Source organism: Janthinobacterium sp. PSPC3-1 (assembly GCF_049896105.1).
Taxonomy (GTDB): domain Bacteria; phylum Pseudomonadota; class Gammaproteobacteria; order Burkholderiales; family Burkholderiaceae_D; genus Janthinobacterium.
The window spans coordinates 180,767-197,232 of the sequence record NZ_JAFCTQ010000003.1 but is presented as its reverse complement, the minus strand read 5'-3'; the positions used below and the strand labels follow the sequence as shown (position 1 = coordinate 197,232).

The following is a 16,466-nucleotide window of genomic DNA, read 5'->3' as shown; positions in this document are numbered from 1 at the left end:
TGATCGTCATGTTCGAAGCATAGGACACTTTTTCATAAATGTCGATCATAATTTAAAAGGGCAAATTACGAGCTGCCGCCACTCTGGCTATACTATGCAATTCACAAGGAGAATTCATGCTGGAACTGTTGAGTGAACATGCCTGCTTTGGCGGCGTACAACGCTTTTATCGCCACGATGCGCAAGCGACCGGCTTGCCGATGCGTTTCTCGGTGTTTATCCCGGCCAGCGCGGCGGACAAGGCAGGCAAACACCCTGCCCTGTTTTACCTGGCCGGGCTGACCTGCACCGAAGAAACCTTCATGATCAAGGGCGGCGCCCAGCGCGTGGCGGCCGAGGAAGGCCTGATCCTGATCACCCCCGATACCAGCCCGCGCGGCGCCAATATCGCCGGCGAGACCGACGCCTGGGACTTCGGTGCCGGCGCCGGCTTCTATGTCGACGCCACCGAAGCGCCATGGAGCACGCATTACCGCATGTACAGCTATATCCTGGAACTGCGGGCGCTGCTGGAGCAGGCATTGCACATCGACCCGCAGCGTACCGGCATCTTCGGCCACTCGATGGGCGGCCATGGCGCGCTGGTATTGGCCCTGCGCAATCCCGGGCTGTTCCACTCGGTGTCGGCCTTTGCCCCCATCGCCGCGCCCTCGCAATGTCCATGGGGCAAAAAGGCCTTCACGGGCTACCTCGGCAGCGACGAGAGCGGCTGGCAACAGTACGACGCCAGCGCGCTGATGACCGCGTTGCAAGGACAAGCCGTACCGTTTCCTGATGGCATATTGATCGACCAGGGCCTGGCCGACAAATTCCTGCCGGACCAGCTGTTCCCGGAAGTATTCGAAGCGGCCTGCCGCAATGCCGGCCAGCCCCTGACACTGCGCCGCCACGCAGGCTACGACCATGGCTATTACTTCATTTCCACCTTCGTGGAAGACCATCTGCGCTTCCATGCGCGCAATCTGGGCAGCAAAGGCTAAGCAGTTTTAGAAATCGCCACTGGCATGCCCGTTGAAATGGCGGGTGTACCAGTCGCAGGCCAGCAAGGCCGCCTGGTGGCGCGCCTCCGCGCTGCCCGGTGCGGCGATCTGTTCCAGTTGCTTGTCGCAGCGCAGCGCGGCAAACGCCATGCGGTTCAGGCCGGCGACATCGGGATCGCGCCCGGCCACGATCAACAGCGAGGGCACGCGCACATTGTCCAGCGCGGCCTTGCCGGCCAGTTCCACTTGTGCATCGCAGACGGCCAGGGCGGCCAGTTCGCTGCCGCGCCAGGCCGCCACTTGCATCACCGCCGCCGCGCTGGCGCCCTGGCCATACAGGCCGCAAGGCAGCTTGCGCGTGGTGGCATCGATGCGCAGCCAGCCCAGCGCCTTTTCCAGCTGGCGCGCCAGCAAGACGATATCGGCGTGCACGAAATAGCGGTGGCCGCCATCGCCGCCGCCGGGAGCGATGCCGGCCTGGTCGAAGCACAGGGTGGCCAGGCCGGCGCGCACGAAGTCGCTGGCGGTCGCCTGCGTGGCGGCATTGCGGTAGCCGCCATCGGCGCTGGCCCCATGCGCAAACAGCACCACGCCCACCGGTCGTTCCGGCAGCATCAATACCCCGTCGAGCTGCAGTTCATCGGCCGTAATGCTGACAAATTGTTCTTGCATGCTTGCCTCCCTGAGGTACGGTTTGGACTTCCCGGGCGGCACCAAGGCGGGAGCCTGGCCGCATGCTCAGTGTAGCAAACTTGCCACCATGTTCAAACCGCGCCGTAGCGGTCCAGTCCCTTCAGCACGGCTTCCGGGCGTATCGGCAAGTGGCGCACGCGCGCGCCGACGGCGGCAAAGATGGCGTTGGCGATCGCCGGCGCCACCACCGTGGTCGGCGGCTCGCCCATGCCGGTCGCGGCTTCCTTACTCTGGACAAACTCGATATCGAGCTCGGGCACGTCGGCAATCCGCAGCGGCGTATAGCTGGTGAGGTTGGTGTCGCGCACCTGGCCGTTCAAAAACGCCGTGCCTTCGTGGATCGCCATGCTCACGCCCCACAGCGCGCCGCCTTCGGCCTGCGCCAGCGCGCCGTCGGGGTCGACGATGGTGCCGGCGTCGATCACCATGGTCAGTTTTTCGACTTGCACCATGCAAGTATTGCGGTCGACCCGCACCCGCGCCACGCAGGCGGTCCAGGTCGGCATATCGCGCTCCTGGCCGAAGGTGGCGGCGATGCCCAGGCCCGTGTCTTTCGGCATGGCCTTGCCCCAGCCGGCTTTTTCCGCCGCGCGCAGCAACACCTGCACCAGGCGCTGCGCGCCGCCGACGGCGTTCGGCGCGCTGCCCGCGTTACGGCCCGTGGCCTGCAGCAGCGACAGGCGGAAGTCCAGGGGATTGACCTTGGCCGCCTGCGCCGCTTCATCGATAAAACTTTCCACCGCCCAGTTGGTCCAGCCCGGCCCCACCGAACGCAGCCAGCCCGGCCGGAAGGTGCTGTTGGCCAGGTCGTTGGAAATCGCGCGCACGCGCTGCGCGCCCACCGTGTACCAGTGATCGGCGCCGGCGATCGCGAACGGATCGTAAGGATGGCCTTGCTTGTCCTTGGACAAAAAGGCCGGCGCCAGGGCCTGGGTCGGCCAGCCGGCACTGGCCTCATGCTGCATGGCGGTGACCTTGCCATTGGCATCGAAGGCCATGCGCAGATGCTGCATCGAAGGTGAACGGGGCGAATCGAAGCGCGCATCGTCGGCCCGCGAACAGATCATTTTCACGGGCCGCCCCAAGGCTTTCGCGCCCAGCGCGGCCGGGATGCAATAGTCGCCGTTGAGGCGCCGGCCAAAGCCGCCGCCCAGCAGATAGGTATGCAGCACCACCTGGCTTTCGGGCACCTGCAGCGCCTTGGCCAGCACCGGCAAGGTCAGCGATTGCCATTGCGTGCCGGCATGGATATGCCAGACGCCATCGATTTCCTGCGCCGTGGCGTTCACCGGTTCGAGCTGGAAATGCAGCACCGTGGCCGTCGTGTACTGGCGCGCCAACGTCAGGCCGGCGTCGGCGAACGCCTGCTCCACGCCCTCGTCATCGACCACGCGCGCGCCCAGGGTGGGGTCGGCGATCTGCTTGCTGCCGTAATGCAGGATGTCCTGCTCGGACACATGGGCTGCCGCGCCGGCCCGCCATTTGACCTGCACCAGGTCGGCCGCGCGGCTGGCCGCCGCATAGCTTTCCGCATACACCATGACCCAGCCCGGCACCGTGCCGCTGGGGTCATTCAGAGCTTCCGATTTCAGGTAGCCCTTGATCTTCTTCGCCGCCGTGTCGTCGATCGACAGCACTTTGCAACCGTAGCGTGTGGGCGGGATCTTCGGCCTCGCATATACCATGCCGTCGATTTCCACATCGATACCCGCATCGATACCGTACATGGCCGTGCCATCGGTTTTCGACGGCACGTCCAGCGCCTGCACCGCCTGCCCCACCAGACGGCGCTGCTGCGGCGTCTTCAGCACGATGGCTTTCAACTGCTCCGGCGTATAGTGCCGCCCCAGCTTGCCGCGCCGCACGATCTCGCCATAGCTGATCGAGCGGCCACGTCCGTGCACCACGCCCAGCCTGGCCGTACAGGCCGAGACCGGCACGCGCAGCAGCCGCGCGCCTTCTTCGAGCAGGGCCAAGCGCCCGGCCGCGCCGGCGCGGCTCAGCGGCTCGAAATTCTGCCACACCGACCAGCTGCCGCCCGTCACCATCAGCCCCCATTTCGGGTCGCTGTCCACGTAGCGCAGCTTGACCTTGCTCCAGTCCGCCTCCAGCTCGTCGGCCACGATGCGCGCCAGCGCCGTGCCGATATGCTGGCCCATTTCCGCCTTGGCGATATTCACGGTCACGATGCCGTCGCGGTCGATCCCGAACCAGATGGTGGGATCGAACACGGGTGCGGCGGGCGCCACAGCGGGCTTAGAGGCCGCCTTGCCGCCGGCCGCCATGGAACTGTCGGCGCGCAGGAAGGCCAGGGTAAAACCGGTGCCGGCGGCGGCGATCAGGAAGCCGCGCCGACCCAGCGAGCTGGGCCGTGACGAGGCATGTTCTTTCGGCAGCTTAAGCATCGGCCTTCTCCTGCATGCCGGCCGCCAGCTTGATCGCCTTGCGGATGCGCACATAGGCCATGCAGCGGCACAGGTTGCCGCTCATTACGGCGTCGATATTGGCGTCGGTCGGCTGCGGGTAGTCGCGCAGCAAGGTGGCCGCCTGCATGATCTGGCCAGACTGGCAATAGCCGCACTGGGGCGCCTGGGTGGCGATCCAGGCTCGCTGCAAGGGATGCTTGCCGTCCGGCGACAGCCCTTCGATGGTGGTGACGGCAGAGCCGGACACGGCGGACACGGGCATGATGCAGGAGCGCACGGCGCGGCCGTCGACATGCACGGTGCAGGCGCCGCACAGGCCGATGCCGCAGCCAAACTTGGTACCTTTTAATCTGGCGTCGTCGCGCAGCACCCACAGCAGGGGTGTCTCGGCGTCCACATCGGCGGAAAACGGTTTTCCATTAATGGTCAAATGATGCATGAGCTTGCTTTCTTGGGGATTTACTTGCCGGCACGCACGCGCGCCACCGTCGCTTCCAGGTTGCTCCAGGCCGGCTGGTGGCTGCGGCTGCGGCGCAAATACGCCGCCAGCTGGGCAATGTCGGCATCCGTCAGCGACTGGGCAAAGGCCGGCATCAGCACGCCGCGCAGGCCCTCGTCCTTGCCCACGCCGTGCAGGATCACCTGGATCAGGTTGGACGGGTCGGGCGCGCTGACGGCGCTGTTCAGGCTCAGTTCCGGCCGCAGCAGCGAGGGCTGGCCGTCGCTGTTCGAGTGGCACGATGCGCAGGCGGCCACGTACAGGCTGGCGCCACGGTCGTTATCGATCATGCCGACCTTCTGCGAGCGCTTGATGCCGGCCGCGATCACCGAGGCCGCATCGACCGGCGGCGCGACCTTGTCCTGCGGCTTGGCCAGGTCGGCAAAATAGGCGGCCAGCGCGCGGATATCGGCGTCGGGCGAAGCATCCATGCCCTCGTGCACCACTTCCGACATGGGCCCGGCCGCCACCCCGTGCAGGGCGGTGGCGCCGGTACGCAGGAAGGCGTACAGCTCGTCCTTCGTCCACGGCAGCGGCGCCGTGTTGGCGGCTGTCAATGGCGGCGCATACCAGTGGTCGATGGCCGCGCCCTGGTAGGCCGAGCCGGCCACCTCCGCACCGAGCGCATTGCGCGGCGTATGGCAGGCGGCGCAATGGGCCAGGCCTTCGGCCAGGTAGCGGCCCCGGTTCCAGTCCGCGCCTTGCGCGGCATTGCGCGGCAAGCTGCCGGGTTTAAAAAACAGCAATTTCCAGCCGGCCTGCAGGGCGCGCTGGTTCAAGGGAAACGGCACGGTATTGGCGGGAGTGACCGCATACACGGGCGGGCGCGTCATGAAATAAGCGTACAGGGCGGCAATATCGGCATCGCTGGCCAGTGCGAAGTGCGTGTAGGGAAACACGGGAAACAGGTGTTCGCCGTCGCGCCCCATGCCTTCGCGCATGGCGCGCTGGAACGCCGCCAGCGACCAGCGGCCGATACCCGTCTGCGGGTCGGGCGTGATATTGGTGGCGTGGATGGTGCCGAACGGCGTGGCCATGCCGCGCCCGCCCGCATAGTCGGCGCCGCCCTTGACCGTATGGCAGGCGGCGCAATTGCCCATGCCGGCCAGGATGCGGCCCTGTTCGATCGCCTGGGCGGAAAACGCGGTGGATGGTGGCGTGGCGATGGGTGCCAGCGCGGGACGCCAGTAAGCGGCGTAGATGGCGCCGGCGGCGACCACAAGCAGGCCCAGCAATATAAGCAGGCCGGTACAGATTTTCTTGAACAAGACTTTCCGATAATAAAAACTAGCGCACAGGCCGTGCGCTTCATGGCAGAATTTTACGCGGATTGCGACTTGTTGTATGTAAGCAAAGTTACCTAGCGCCGCCCTGTGTCAGCAAGCGCACAGCGGCAAGCGGGCGCGGCGACTTATAATCGTCGTTTCAGCACGGCCATCTTCCCTTCATGCATACCGTTACCATCATCCTCGTCCTGGTCCTGACCGTCGTCCTGTGCGGCTTTATCGCCCGCTCGCGCTGGGTCAAGCTGCCGCTGCCCCTGATCCAGATCGCCGGCGGCACGGGCCTGGCCCTGTTCGGCCTGCAGTTGCCGCTCGATCCCGATATTTTCTTTTTGCTGTTCATTCCGCCGCTGCTGTTCCTCGATGGCTGGCGCATCCCCAAGGGCGCTTTTTTTTCCGATGCGCGCTCGATCCTGATGCTGGCCATCGGCCTGGTGCTGTTTACCGTGCTGGGCATGGGCTTCTTTATCGACTGGCTGATCCCCACCGTGCCGCTGGCGGTCGCCTTTGCGCTGGGCGCCATCCTGTCGCCGACCGATCCGGTGGCCGTGTCGGCGATTGCGGCCGGCAATCCGATTCCGCCGCGCCTGATGCACATACTCGAAGGCGAGTCGCTGTTGAATGACGCCTCCGGCCTGGTGTGCTTCACGTTTGCCGTGGGCGCCATGATGACGGGCGGCTTTTCCATCGGCGCGGCGTCCTTGAGCTTCCTGCAGGAAGCGGGCGGCGGCATCCTGATCGGCCTGGCGATTTCCTGGGGCGTGGGCCTGGCCAACAAATGGCTGGTCAGCAAGGTCGGCGAAGAGCCGGGCCTGCAAATCCTGATCAGCATATTGATTCCGTTTGCGGCCTATCTGGGCGCCGAGCAGATCCACGGCTCGGGCATCCTGGCCGCCGCCACGGCCGGCGTGTCCATGCATTACGCCGACCTGATCGGCCGTCCGCTGGCCGCCACGCGCACCCAGCGCAAGGCCGTCTGGGACACCGTGCAACTGGTGCTGAACGGCGTGATCTTCGTCATGCTGGGCGCGCAGCTCCCCACCACCATCGCCAGCCTGCAGGCGGCCTCGGCCGAAGTAGGCGCCGGCAGCGCCTGGAAGCTGCCGCTGTACGTGGTGGCCATCACGGTGGGCCTGACCTTCATGCGCTTTATCTGGGTCGCCATCTCGATGAAGCTGACCCTGTTCAAGCGCCAGAAGAAAGCCGCCAGGAATGGCACCTCGCTGGAAGGCAAGGACGGCGGCTCGCTGGCACGCCCCAGCCTGCGCCTGCTGCTGGTGGCTTCGTTTGCCGGCGTGCGCGGCGCCCTGACCCTGGCCGGCATCCTGACACTACCCTTGTTCCTGCCGGACGGCACGCGCTTTCCCGCGCGCGACCTGGTGATTTTCCTGGCCATGGGCGTGATTTTGCTGTCCCTGATACTGGCCAGCGTCACCCTGCCGCTCTTGACGAAAGGCCTGGTGTTCGCGCCGCCCGCGCGCCGCTCGAGCGAAGAGCGCAACGCCCGTTCGGCCGCCGCCGAAGCGGCCGTGGCGCGGCTGGAAAAAGTCTGCGCCGGCATCGGTACCGATGGCAAGGAGCAAGTCGTCACCGAGGCCGCCAACCGCCTGATCGAAGCCTACCGGCGCCGCATGGCGTATGGCGAAAGCAGCAACGACGAAGCGGCCCGCATGCAGGAACTGGCCAGGGCCGAGCGCTCGCTGCGCCTGGAAGCGCTCAATGCCGAGCGCGACGAACTGTTCCGCCGCCGCATCTCGGGCGAGCTGGACGACGCCATCCACCTGCGCCTGCTGCGCGAGATCGATCTGCTGGAAGCGACGCTGGAGGAATAGCGATGGCCGTCTCTGCCGCAATCAGCCACCCTGGCGCCGCCGTGCGCTGGGTCGTGATGGGCGTCTCGGGCTGCGGCAAGAGCGCCGTCGGCAGCCGCCTGGCCGCCCAGCTGCACATCGAATATATCGAGGGCGACGCGCTGCACCCGCCTGACAATGTGGCCAAAATGGCCGCCGGCCAGCCGCTCGGCGATGAAGACCGCGCCGGCTGGCTGGCCGCCCTGCGCGAGCGTATCGCCGTGGCGCGCCAGAATGGCCTGGGCCTGGTGGTGTCGTGTTCGGCGCTGAAGCGCCGCTATCGCGACCTGTTGCGCGAAGGCGATCCAACCCTGCGCTTTGCCCATCTGCACGGCCCGCGCACGGTGCTGGAAAGCCGCGTGCGGGACCGGCCCGGCCACTTTATGCCGGCCAGCCTGCTCGACAGCCAGCTGGCCACGCTGCAGCCGCTGCAGGCAGACGAGGCCGGCATGGTGCTCGATATCCGCCAGCCGCTCGCCACGCTGGTGCAGCAGATCGCGCAGGCCGCCTGAGGCCGCGCAACTGGCTGGACAGTGGCCGGTGCCCTGTGTAGACTGGCGCGCACTTTGATAAGGAATTCCATGAACGCACCGACCACCAAACCCACGCCAGGCCCCGAGTTCTGGGAACGCGCCGACCAGGCCATCGCCCTGGCCAACGAGCAATGCATGCACAGCCCGGCCAACGAAGTGGCGACCTCGCTGCTGTACGCGGCAGCCCGCTTCAACGCCTTCCTGGTGGCCAGCAAGACCAACGATGTCAGCAAGATGCAGCTGGAAAAAGACGACGCCGTCGCCTTTTTCACGGAACAATATAAACGCATGCTGACCGATAACTTCAACGACTATATCGCCAACTTCGACAAGTACACGCAGCCTGCGGCAGCACCGCAGGCTTGATGATGGCAGCGGACGGCGGCCGTCAGGCGTCGTCCCTGCCCGCCAGGTAATTGTTCTTCACGCGCACATAGTGCTCGGCCGAGTAGCCCAGGTAGGCGATCTCGGCCTCGGTCAACGCGCGCACCTTGACGGCCGGCCGGCCCACGTACAGGTGGCCGCTTTCCAGCACCTTGCCCGGCGACACCAGGCTGCCGGCGCCCAGCATCACGTTTTTCTCCACCACCACGTCATCCATCACGATGCTGCCCATGCCGATCAGGCATTCGTCGCCGATGGTGCAGCCGTGCAGGATCACCGAGTGGCCGATGGTCACGTATTTGCCGATGGTCAAGGGCGAGCCGTCGGGCTTGGCGGCATTTTTATGCGACACATGGCCCATGGAAAAATCCTGGATATTGCTGCCCTCGCCGATCACGATGCGGTTGACGTCGCCGCGCAGCACGCTATTGCACCAGATCGAACAGTCGTCGCCGATCCGTACATCGCCGATCACCTGGGCCGTGTCGTGCAGGTAGACGCGCTCACCGAGAACTGGGCGGGTATTCAGGTAGGAACTCAAAGGCATGGTGGTCTCGTTTGATCACAAATGTAAATTGTATGCGGCGGCAAGAAAAAACGGGCAAAAAAAATCCGGCTGATAGCAGCCGGATTGTGACGAGACGGTAAAGCTTAGAAACGATACCCCACGCCAACGCCGAACAGATATGGATCAACCTTGACTTTGCTGACTTTCGCGCCGCTGATGAACACGTCGCTCTGGATCTGCACTTTCTTGACGTCGAAGTTCAGCGACCAGTTTTTGTCGAGTTTGTAGTCGACACCGGCTTGCAGCGAGTAACCCCAGCTGTCGTGTTCCAGGCGGCCGGCGCCACCCAGCAGTTTCACGTCGGAGATATTGGTGTAGTTCACGCCGGCGCCCACATACGGGCTGAATTGTTTCTCGGGCATGAAGTGGTATTGCAGCGACAGGGTCGGCGGCAAGTGCTTGAAGGTGCCGATCTTGGCGCCGTCAAGTTTGACGTCGTGTTTTTGCGGGTAGGTCAGGATCAGTTCAGCAGCGATATTGGGGGTAAAGAAATACGAGATATCGATTTCAGGGATCGTTTTGTCGCTGACGTGAATACGGTCGGATGCACCGACGCCACCAACAGGAGCAGATTTGTTGGCCGTATCGATTTGCACCACACGGGCGCGGACCAGCCATGGGCTTTCCTGTGCCATTGCGTTGCCGGCGAATGCGCCGATGGCGGCCAAAACGATTGCTGCTTTAGTTGCGGACTTTTTCATTCTGTTTCCCTCTTTTTTGTCGTTAAGTAACGCAGCGAAGTCTAAGAGTGCGGTGCAGCAAAAACTTTGATCCACATCAAATAGTGCCGGAAGGCAGAAAATGGCCCCAGTTTTCCTTGCACAGGTCAAAAAAATGATGCGTCGCAAGGTAAGGTCAAGCCGGCGCACTCAACAAATGAGAATAGTAATGATTATCATTTGCGATATAATATGCCCTTACCTGGCGTTCATATAAGGGATGGGAGACATGGATATATTGAGGGAACTGCGTGAATCGGGGCTGAAAGTAACGATACCGCGCCTGCGGATTCTGCAGCTGTTTCAAGAAGGAACAATCAAGCACCTGAGTGCGGACGATGTCTATAAACTCTTGCTGGCTGAAAAGATCGATGTGGGCCTGGCCACCATCTACCGGGTGCTGATGCAATTTGCCGAAGCGGGCATTCTGTTTCGCCGCCATTTCGAATCGGGCCATGCCGTATTCGAACTGAACCAAGGCCAGCACCATGACCACCTGGTCTGCACCGGCTGCGGCAAGGTCGATGAATTCGTCGACGAGGGCATCGAATTGCGCCAGCACGAAATTGCCACCGAGCGCGGCTTCGTGCTGCATGAGCACGCCTTGTCGCTGTACGGCACCTGCGCCGACTGCACGGCAAAAAAAGTTCCTCCACGCAAGCCCTGAAGGCGGCCTCGCGGCCAGGCTATACAATGCGGCAACGTTGAAAGGATGCCGCATGTATATCGGAGAACTGGCGCGCCTGACGGGCGCCACCCCCAAGGCCCTGCGCCACTACGAAGCGCTGGGCCTGCTGGGTGAAGTGCGGCGGGCCGGCGCCTACCGCCGCTACTCGCAGCAGGACCTGGCGCAGGTGACCCTGATCCGCCAGGCGCAGGCGCTGGGCTTCCGGCTGGCCGAACTGCTGCCCATCCTGGCCGGCATTGACACCGACTGGGCCGCGCTGGGCCGGCATATCGCCGCCAAGCGCTCGCAGCTGCAGGAAGAGATCGCCCGGCTGCAAGCACTCGATGCGCGCTTGCTGGCCATCGATGGGGAAATCAAGGATTGCCTGCAACGCGCTTGACTCTGCCCCCAGGGGCAGGCCTCATGATGGGCACTGCTCATTTCATGAAAGCCGCCCTCATGCGCACACGTATCCTGGTCATCCTCGGCCACCCATCGAACGACAGTTTCTGCGCCGCCCTGGCCGACGCCTATCTCGACACCGCGCGGGCGGCCGGCCACGAGGTGCGCGAACTGCGCCTGGGCCAGCTGGATTTTGACCCCATCCTGCACCAGGGCTACCGCCAGGTGCAGCCGCTGGAAGCGGACCTGCTGGCCGCGCAGGAAGCAATCAGCTGGGCCGGGCACCTGGTCTTCGTTTATCCGATCTGGTGGGGCGGCGCGCCGGCCCTGCTGAAGGGCTTTGTCGACCGCGTGTTCCTGCCCGGCTATGCCTTCCAATACCGTCCCGGCAAGGCCTTCCCGGCGCAGCTGCTGACGGGACGCACGGCCCAGCTGCTGGTGACGATGGATACGCCGCCGTGGTACTTCCGCTGGGTGTACCGCATGCCGGGCATCCATCAACTGCGCAAGACGACCCTGGAATTTTGCGGCATCAAGCCGGTGAAAGTGGCCAGTTTCGGCCCCATCCTGAACTCGACAGAACAGCAGCGCGCACGCTGGCGGGCACAGGCAAGCGCGCTGGCCGCCAGGCTGGCCTGAACCACAAGGCTTGCCATATAGCTATATTTCATACGCGTTTGGCAAGCTGGTAATCATCTTGTCATATTCGACGGCTATCATGTCGACATTGCCTTTTTGCCAGCCGCCTTGCCGCCGTGGCAAGCAGGTGCCGATCGTCATGTAAAGGTAGCCGCCCGTGGAGTTCAACGCCTCTCGATTGCATCTTCCCCGTTATCGCTCTTCCGTTGCGGCCGACCTGTGCATCGCCACCGAGTCGGTGCAGGCCGACGCCAACAACTTCGCCGTGCTCGAACTGTTCACCGAACGGCGCGACATGATGAGCCTGCCCGTGACCGAACAGGACCGCCCGATCGGCCTGATCAGCCGCAATATCTTCATGTCGCAGATGTCCAAGCCCTTCTATCATGAGGTGTATGGCAAGAAGAGCTGCATCGCCTTCATGGACAAGGAACCGCTGATCGTCGATGCCGCCATGAGCATCGAAGACCTGACCTTCCGCGCCGTCGAGGCGGGCGAAAAGGCGCTGGCCGACGGCTTCATCATCACCGAAGACGGCGTGCTGGCCGGAGTCGGCTTTGGCCTGCAACTGATGAACGTGGTGGCCACCCTGCAGGCCGAAAAAAACCGCCAGATCATGCACAGCATCGATTACGCCAGCGTGATCCAGCGCGCCCTGCTGCGCTCGTCCTCGGCCGAGCTGCGCGCGGCGCTGCCGGACGCCCACCTGGAATGGCAGCCGCGCGACGTCGTCGGTGGCGACTTCTACCTGTTCGAACGCCATGCGGGCGGCTGGTTCGCGGCGCTGGCCGACTGCACCGGCCACGGCGTGCCGGGCGCCTTCATGACCCTGATCGCTTCCTCGGCCCTGAGCCAGGCGCTGCGCGACCTGGGTCCGCATGATCCGGCCGCCCTGATCGGCGCCGTCAGCCGCGCCATCAAGACCTTGCTGGGCCAGGACGACGCCACGCCGGATGGCAGCCATGGCGCCGGTTCGAACGACGGCATGGATTGCGCGTTCCTGTGCTACGACGCGGCCAGCGGCGAACTGCATTTCGCCGGCGCGAAACAGTCGCTATACCTGGTGGCGCCGGGCCAGGACGAGGTGCAATGCCTGGACGGCGCGCGCATGGGCGTCGGCTATGTCGATACGCCGGTGGGCCACGCCTGGCAAAACCACGTGCTCGCGGTGGCACCGGGCAGCCTGCTGTTCCTCACCACCGACGGCCTGCTCGACCAGATCGGCGGCGCGCGCGACATCGCCTACGGCAAGCGGCGCATGCGCGAGCAGCTGCTGGCGCGCCGCGCCGCGCCGGCCGGCGAGGTGGCGGCGGCGCTGCTGCACGACTTCGGCGCGTGGCAAGGCGCGCAGCCGCGGCGCGACGACCTGACCTTTTTCTGTTTCCGCCTGTAGCCGGCGGCGCTTTCACTTTCACTCAACGCAGCGATCACCCTCCAGGAGCACTGACGTGCTGTATCAAGAATTCAACGAGTTTTGGGATGTGGCGCGCAAGCGCAATATCATCTTTTTCTACACTGGCTACTTTTCACAGCACGTGGTCAGCGCCATTTCCGAGACCATCAAGGCGCGCCTGGACACGGCCGGCGCGGCCGGCCCGACGCGCCGGCGCATCTTTTCCTCGTTTATCGAAATGTCGCAGAACGTCATGCATTATTCGTCCGACAGCCTGACGCCGAACGCCCAGCTGGACCAGCAGATGCGGCGCGGCTCGTTCTGCATCGGCACCCGCGGCGACAGCTTTTTCCTGTTGTGCGCCAATCCCGTCTCGACCGAAAACGTGGCGCAGATCCGCAGCCGGCTCGAACCGCTGCACACGATGACGATGGAAGAAATCCGCCTGGCCTACAAGAAGGCCCTGCGCGAGGAAGCGCCGGCCGACAGCAAGGGTGCCGGCCTGGGTTTCCTGACCCTGGCGCGCGACGCCAGCGAACCGCTGGAATTCGAATTCGCCCAGGACCCGCAGGAACCGGGCAGCACCATCTTCTGCATCAAAGCCATCATCTGAAAGAGCCGACCCAGGAAAGCATATGCAATCACCGTCCCCTTTGCCACCGTTGTTCCTCGCCGCGACGCCGAGTTCGCCCGAAATCGATTTCCGCTTCGAACAGCACACCCTGTCGATCAAGGGTGAGTCGTATCCCGAAAACGCGGCCGCCTTTTACGGCCCGCTGAACGCCGCCGTGCGCAACTACTGCGAGACCTGCCACGACGCGCAGATTACCGTGCACGTCTCGCTGGCCTACTTCAACAGCTCCAGCACCAAGATGCTGTTCACCCTGTTCGACATCCTGAACCAGGCGGCCATCGACGGCAACCGCGTGCGCCTGAACTGGTACCACGACGAAGACGACGACACCATCCTGGAATTCGGCCAGGAACTGCAGCAGGACTTCACGGCGCTGGACTTCCACGACCACGCCGTGGGCGGCTAGCACATGGGCGCGCAGATGTCCGGCTCGGGTATGGAACCCGATCTGTTTACCGAGGAGGCGGCGGCCCTGGCGGCCGCGCGCCAGCTGCACGCCGACGATGGCGCCAGCGGCGACGAGCAGCGCCGCATGCTCGGTGAGCTGATCGTCCATTACGAGCGCCTGATGCGCGAGACGCGGCGCCTGATCCGCCGCAGCGACCGCGCCGAACGCGACATGCATGTGCTCAACCGTGAACTGCAGGCGCTGGCCGGCCAGCTGGAATACCGCGCCACCCACGATCCGCTGACCGGCGCGCTCAACCGCGGCGCCGTGATCGAACAGGCGTCAAGCTGCCTGGCGCAAGGCGACATGGCGCTGATCGTGCTCGACATCGACCTGTTCAAGCAAGTTAACGACGACTTCGGCCACCCGGCCGGCGATGGCGTGATCCGCGCCGTGGTCGACTCCCTGCAGGACCTGCTGGGACAGGACACGCCGATCGGCAGGGTCGGCGGCGAAGAATTTTCGGTGGTCTGGCCCACCTCCTCGCGCGAGGAAGCGCAGCAGGTGGCGCAGCGCATTTGCGACGCCATCGCCGCCCGGCGCCAGGCGGCGCCCATCACGCGCCCGGTCACCGTCAGCGTCGGTGTCAGCTGGAACCGCGCCGGCACCGCCTTTGAAAACGCCTACAGCCATGCCGACCAGGCGCTGTACCAGGCCAAGCGCGACGGCCGCAATTGCGTGCGCGTGTGGCAGGATTGATGAATTGAGCGGCTTACTTGAGTAGATCGTGGCGCGCCATGGCGCCGTCGCGGCGCATGGCCGTCACGGCGCGCTGCATGGCGGCGTATTGGCTTTCCGGCAGTTGCCTGTTGCAGGCAAGGTAAGTCTGCACGCGGTTGAAAGTCAGGAGCGGCACCACCATCCCTTCCCACTCCTTGCCGGCGAATGGCCGGCTGCCGACCGCCATGCCGACCGCCCACAGGTCAATGCGGCCCAGCAGCAGCTTTTGCGGATTGAGCCATTCCTGCGTGACGGGCGCCACTTCCAGCCCGCGCAAACGCAGATATTCATCGCGCGCATCGCCCAGCACGGTGCCGATCACGAGGCCGCGCGCATCGTCCAGGCTACGCAAGCTGAAATGGCGGCTGGCCAGCCCGTACAACACCCATTCCGCCTCGTTCAGCGGGCCGATCCAGCGAAACAACGCTTCGCGCTCGGGCGTGCGGGTGGTGGAGTAGACACAGGTGTCGGCCTCGCGCAAGGCTTGCGCATAGGCGCGCTTCCAGGGCAGCAATTCGATGGTATAGGGGATGCCGGCGCGCGCCAGCAGGTCGCGCACCTTGGCCGTTTCGCGGCCGACGACGACATTATTTTCCATCATGCTCGACGGCGGCAGGAATTCGCTGACCATGCGCAGCATTTGCGCCGCCGCCATGCCGGGCGCCAGCGCGGCGGCGAATGCGGCGGCGAACAGCCATGCGATTGATCGTTGCTTCATGCTTGCCTTCTTGCGCTGCGTGGCGCCATGCCCGCCATCGACCTGATGGTAACACTGTCGCCAGCTTGACGTAATGGAATCTCTTTTGCATGGTAGCAAACAAACAACGCGGCTTTGCCAGCCGTCTACGCTGCCGCGATCTCCAGCGGCCAGCCCTGGAACTGGCCGCGCAGCACCGGCTCCGGTTCGCCGCCGACGACGATTTTCGAAAACACGTCGAGCGGACTGAAAAACGCCGTACGCACCCTGCCCAGCTTGCTCTCGTCGACCACCAGGAAACGCTCGCTGGCGCTGCGAATGGCGGCCTGCTTGATGGCGACCTCATGAAAATTGGAACAGCTGACGCCGCGCACCGGGTCGGCGCCGCCGGCCGAAATAAAGGCCTTGTTGACGCCCAGCCGGCCCAGGTACTGCACCGCCTCTTCCGAATAAAACGTCGCCGAGGATGGCTGGTACAGGCCACCGAGCAGGATCAGCTGCGTGTTGGGGCGCTTGCTGAGGATGTCGGCAATGTTCATGGAGTAACACACCACGGTCAGGGCGATATCGGCCGGCAAGGCTGACGCGAAGTGGACCATCGTGGTGCCGCAGTCGATGAACAGCATGTCGCCGTCCTCGACAAAGGTGGCGGCGCGCTGGCAGGCCAGGCGCTTGCGCACGGTATGCTGGTCCAGCTCTTCGGCCAGCACATATTTTTCTCCCGCTGCCGGCAATGTTGCTTCCAGAACATATCCACCGAGACAGGACAGCGCGCAGTCGGATGCCGCCAGGTCGCGGCGGATGGTCATTTCGGTCACGCCCAGCAATTCGGCAACCCGGCTCAACAGTGCGGGGCCCGAGCTCTTGACCAGGGCCTGCATCCGTTCCAGCCGCAGTTGGCGCGCCTTGGCGCCTGCAGTTTGTCGCATGG

Annotated in this window: 19 protein-coding genes; 11 read left to right on the top strand and 8 right to left on the bottom strand. The window is 64.4% G+C overall.

All coding sequences use genetic code 11. The features are described 5' to 3' along the window. Window positions 1–116: 116 nt before the first annotated feature. Complete coding sequence (gene fghA / locus ACP7B7_RS05435) at window positions 117–980, top strand: S-formylglutathione hydrolase (protein WP_426075978.1); 864 nt, start codon at window positions 117–119, stop codon at window positions 978–980. A 6-nt stretch (window positions 981–986) separates the two neighbouring features. Here the strand turns inward: fghA and ACP7B7_RS05430 are convergent, their stop codons facing one another. The 4 genes from ACP7B7_RS05430 to ACP7B7_RS05415 all read right to left on the bottom strand — a co-directional run bounded on the left by ACP7B7_RS05430 (window position 987) and on the right by ACP7B7_RS05415 (window position 5,866). Further along, window positions 987–1,652, bottom strand: a complete 666-nt coding sequence (locus tag ACP7B7_RS05430; protein ID WP_426075977.1) for an alpha/beta hydrolase — start codon at window positions 1,650–1,652, stop codon at window positions 987–989. Window positions 1,653–1,744: 92 nt separating this feature from the next. Next, window positions 1,745–4,078 (bottom strand): molybdopterin cofactor-binding domain-containing protein, encoded by a 2,334-nt coding sequence (locus ACP7B7_RS05425; protein WP_426075976.1) that lies wholly within the window; start codon window positions 4,076–4,078, stop codon window positions 1,745–1,747. Then, entirely contained in the window at window positions 4,071–4,538 is a 468-nt protein-coding gene (locus ACP7B7_RS05420) for a (2Fe-2S)-binding protein (protein WP_426075975.1), read from the bottom strand. Before ACP7B7_RS05420 ends, ACP7B7_RS05425 begins: the two co-directional genes overlap by 8 nt. Window positions 4,539–4,558: 20 nt before the next feature. Further along, a complete protein-coding gene (locus tag ACP7B7_RS05415; protein WP_426075974.1) occupies window positions 4,559–5,866 on the bottom strand; it encodes a cytochrome c in 1,308 nt (435 codons plus the stop codon). Window positions 5,867–6,045: 179 nt separating this feature from the next. On the opposite strand from ACP7B7_RS05415, the gene ACP7B7_RS05410 reads away from it, so the two are divergent. The 3 genes from ACP7B7_RS05410 to ACP7B7_RS05400 all read left to right on the top strand — a co-directional run bounded on the left by ACP7B7_RS05410 (window position 6,046) and on the right by ACP7B7_RS05400 (window position 8,630). Further along, window positions 6,046–7,713, top strand: coding sequence for a Na+/H+ antiporter (locus ACP7B7_RS05410; RefSeq protein WP_308925598.1), 1,668 nt, complete (start codon window positions 6,046–6,048; stop codon window positions 7,711–7,713). Between the two features lie 2 nt (window positions 7,714–7,715). Next, the gene (locus ACP7B7_RS05405; protein ID WP_308925597.1) at window positions 7,716–8,243 is read left to right on the top strand and encodes a gluconokinase; all 528 of its coding nucleotides are present in this window, start codon (window positions 7,716–7,718) and stop codon (window positions 8,241–8,243) included. Between the two features lie 69 nt (window positions 8,244–8,312). After that, window positions 8,313–8,630 (top strand): DUF3144 domain-containing protein, encoded by a 318-nt coding sequence (locus ACP7B7_RS05400; RefSeq protein WP_308925596.1) that lies wholly within the window; start codon window positions 8,313–8,315, stop codon window positions 8,628–8,630. Between the two features lie 22 nt (window positions 8,631–8,652). On the opposite strand, the gene ACP7B7_RS05395 is transcribed toward ACP7B7_RS05400, so the two are convergent. After that, complete coding sequence (locus tag ACP7B7_RS05395) at window positions 8,653–9,195, bottom strand: gamma carbonic anhydrase family protein (RefSeq protein ID WP_308925595.1); 543 nt, start codon at window positions 9,193–9,195, stop codon at window positions 8,653–8,655. A gap of 104 nt (window positions 9,196–9,299) precedes the next feature. Then, complete coding sequence (locus ACP7B7_RS05390) at window positions 9,300–9,917, bottom strand: OmpW/AlkL family protein (RefSeq protein ID WP_426075973.1); 618 nt, start codon at window positions 9,915–9,917, stop codon at window positions 9,300–9,302. Between the two features lie 247 nt (window positions 9,918–10,164). Here ACP7B7_RS05390 and fur point away from each other — a divergent pair, with 247 nt between their 5' ends. The 7 genes from fur to ACP7B7_RS05355 all read left to right on the top strand — a co-directional run bounded on the left by fur (window position 10,165) and on the right by ACP7B7_RS05355 (window position 14,817). Then, a complete protein-coding gene (gene fur, locus ACP7B7_RS05385; RefSeq protein ID WP_308925594.1) occupies window positions 10,165–10,602 on the top strand; it encodes a ferric iron uptake transcriptional regulator in 438 nt (145 codons plus the stop codon). A 52-nt stretch (window positions 10,603–10,654) separates the two neighbouring features. Next, the gene (locus tag ACP7B7_RS05380) at window positions 10,655–11,002 is read left to right on the top strand and encodes a MerR family transcriptional regulator (protein WP_426075972.1); all 348 of its coding nucleotides are present in this window, start codon (window positions 10,655–10,657) and stop codon (window positions 11,000–11,002) included. Between the two features lie 59 nt (window positions 11,003–11,061). Further along, on the top strand, window positions 11,062–11,643 hold the full coding sequence (locus ACP7B7_RS05375; protein ID WP_308925592.1) for an NAD(P)H-dependent oxidoreductase: 582 nt from the start codon (window positions 11,062–11,064) through the stop codon (window positions 11,641–11,643). A 178-nt stretch (window positions 11,644–11,821) separates the two neighbouring features. Continuing rightward, a complete protein-coding gene (locus ACP7B7_RS05370) occupies window positions 11,822–13,036 on the top strand; it encodes a SpoIIE family protein phosphatase (protein WP_308925591.1) in 1,215 nt (404 codons plus the stop codon). Between the two features lie 55 nt (window positions 13,037–13,091). Then, entirely contained in the window at window positions 13,092–13,649 is a 558-nt protein-coding gene (locus ACP7B7_RS05365; protein ID WP_308925590.1) for a SiaB family protein kinase, read from the top strand. Between the two features lie 22 nt (window positions 13,650–13,671). Next, window positions 13,672–14,076 carry a DUF1987 domain-containing protein gene (locus tag ACP7B7_RS05360; RefSeq protein ID WP_374694278.1) on the top strand — a complete coding sequence of 135 codons (405 nt, stop codon included), beginning with the start codon at window positions 13,672–13,674 and terminating at the stop codon, window positions 14,074–14,076. Window positions 14,077–14,091: 15 nt separating this feature from the next. Beyond that, the gene (locus tag ACP7B7_RS05355) at window positions 14,092–14,817 is read left to right on the top strand and encodes a GGDEF domain-containing protein (RefSeq protein WP_308925589.1); all 726 of its coding nucleotides are present in this window, start codon (window positions 14,092–14,094) and stop codon (window positions 14,815–14,817) included. Window positions 14,818–14,830: 13 nt separating this feature from the next. On the opposite strand, the gene ACP7B7_RS05350 is transcribed toward ACP7B7_RS05355, so the two are convergent. Beyond that, window positions 14,831–15,556: a substrate-binding periplasmic protein gene (locus ACP7B7_RS05350; RefSeq protein WP_308925588.1), complete on the bottom strand. Its 726-nt coding sequence runs from the start codon at window positions 15,554–15,556 to the stop codon at window positions 14,831–14,833. A gap of 125 nt (window positions 15,557–15,681) precedes the next feature. Beyond that, window positions 15,682–16,464, bottom strand: coding sequence for a DeoR/GlpR family DNA-binding transcription regulator (locus tag ACP7B7_RS05345; protein ID WP_308925587.1), 783 nt, complete (start codon window positions 16,462–16,464; stop codon window positions 15,682–15,684). Between the last annotated feature and the right edge of the window lie 2 nt (window positions 16,465–16,466).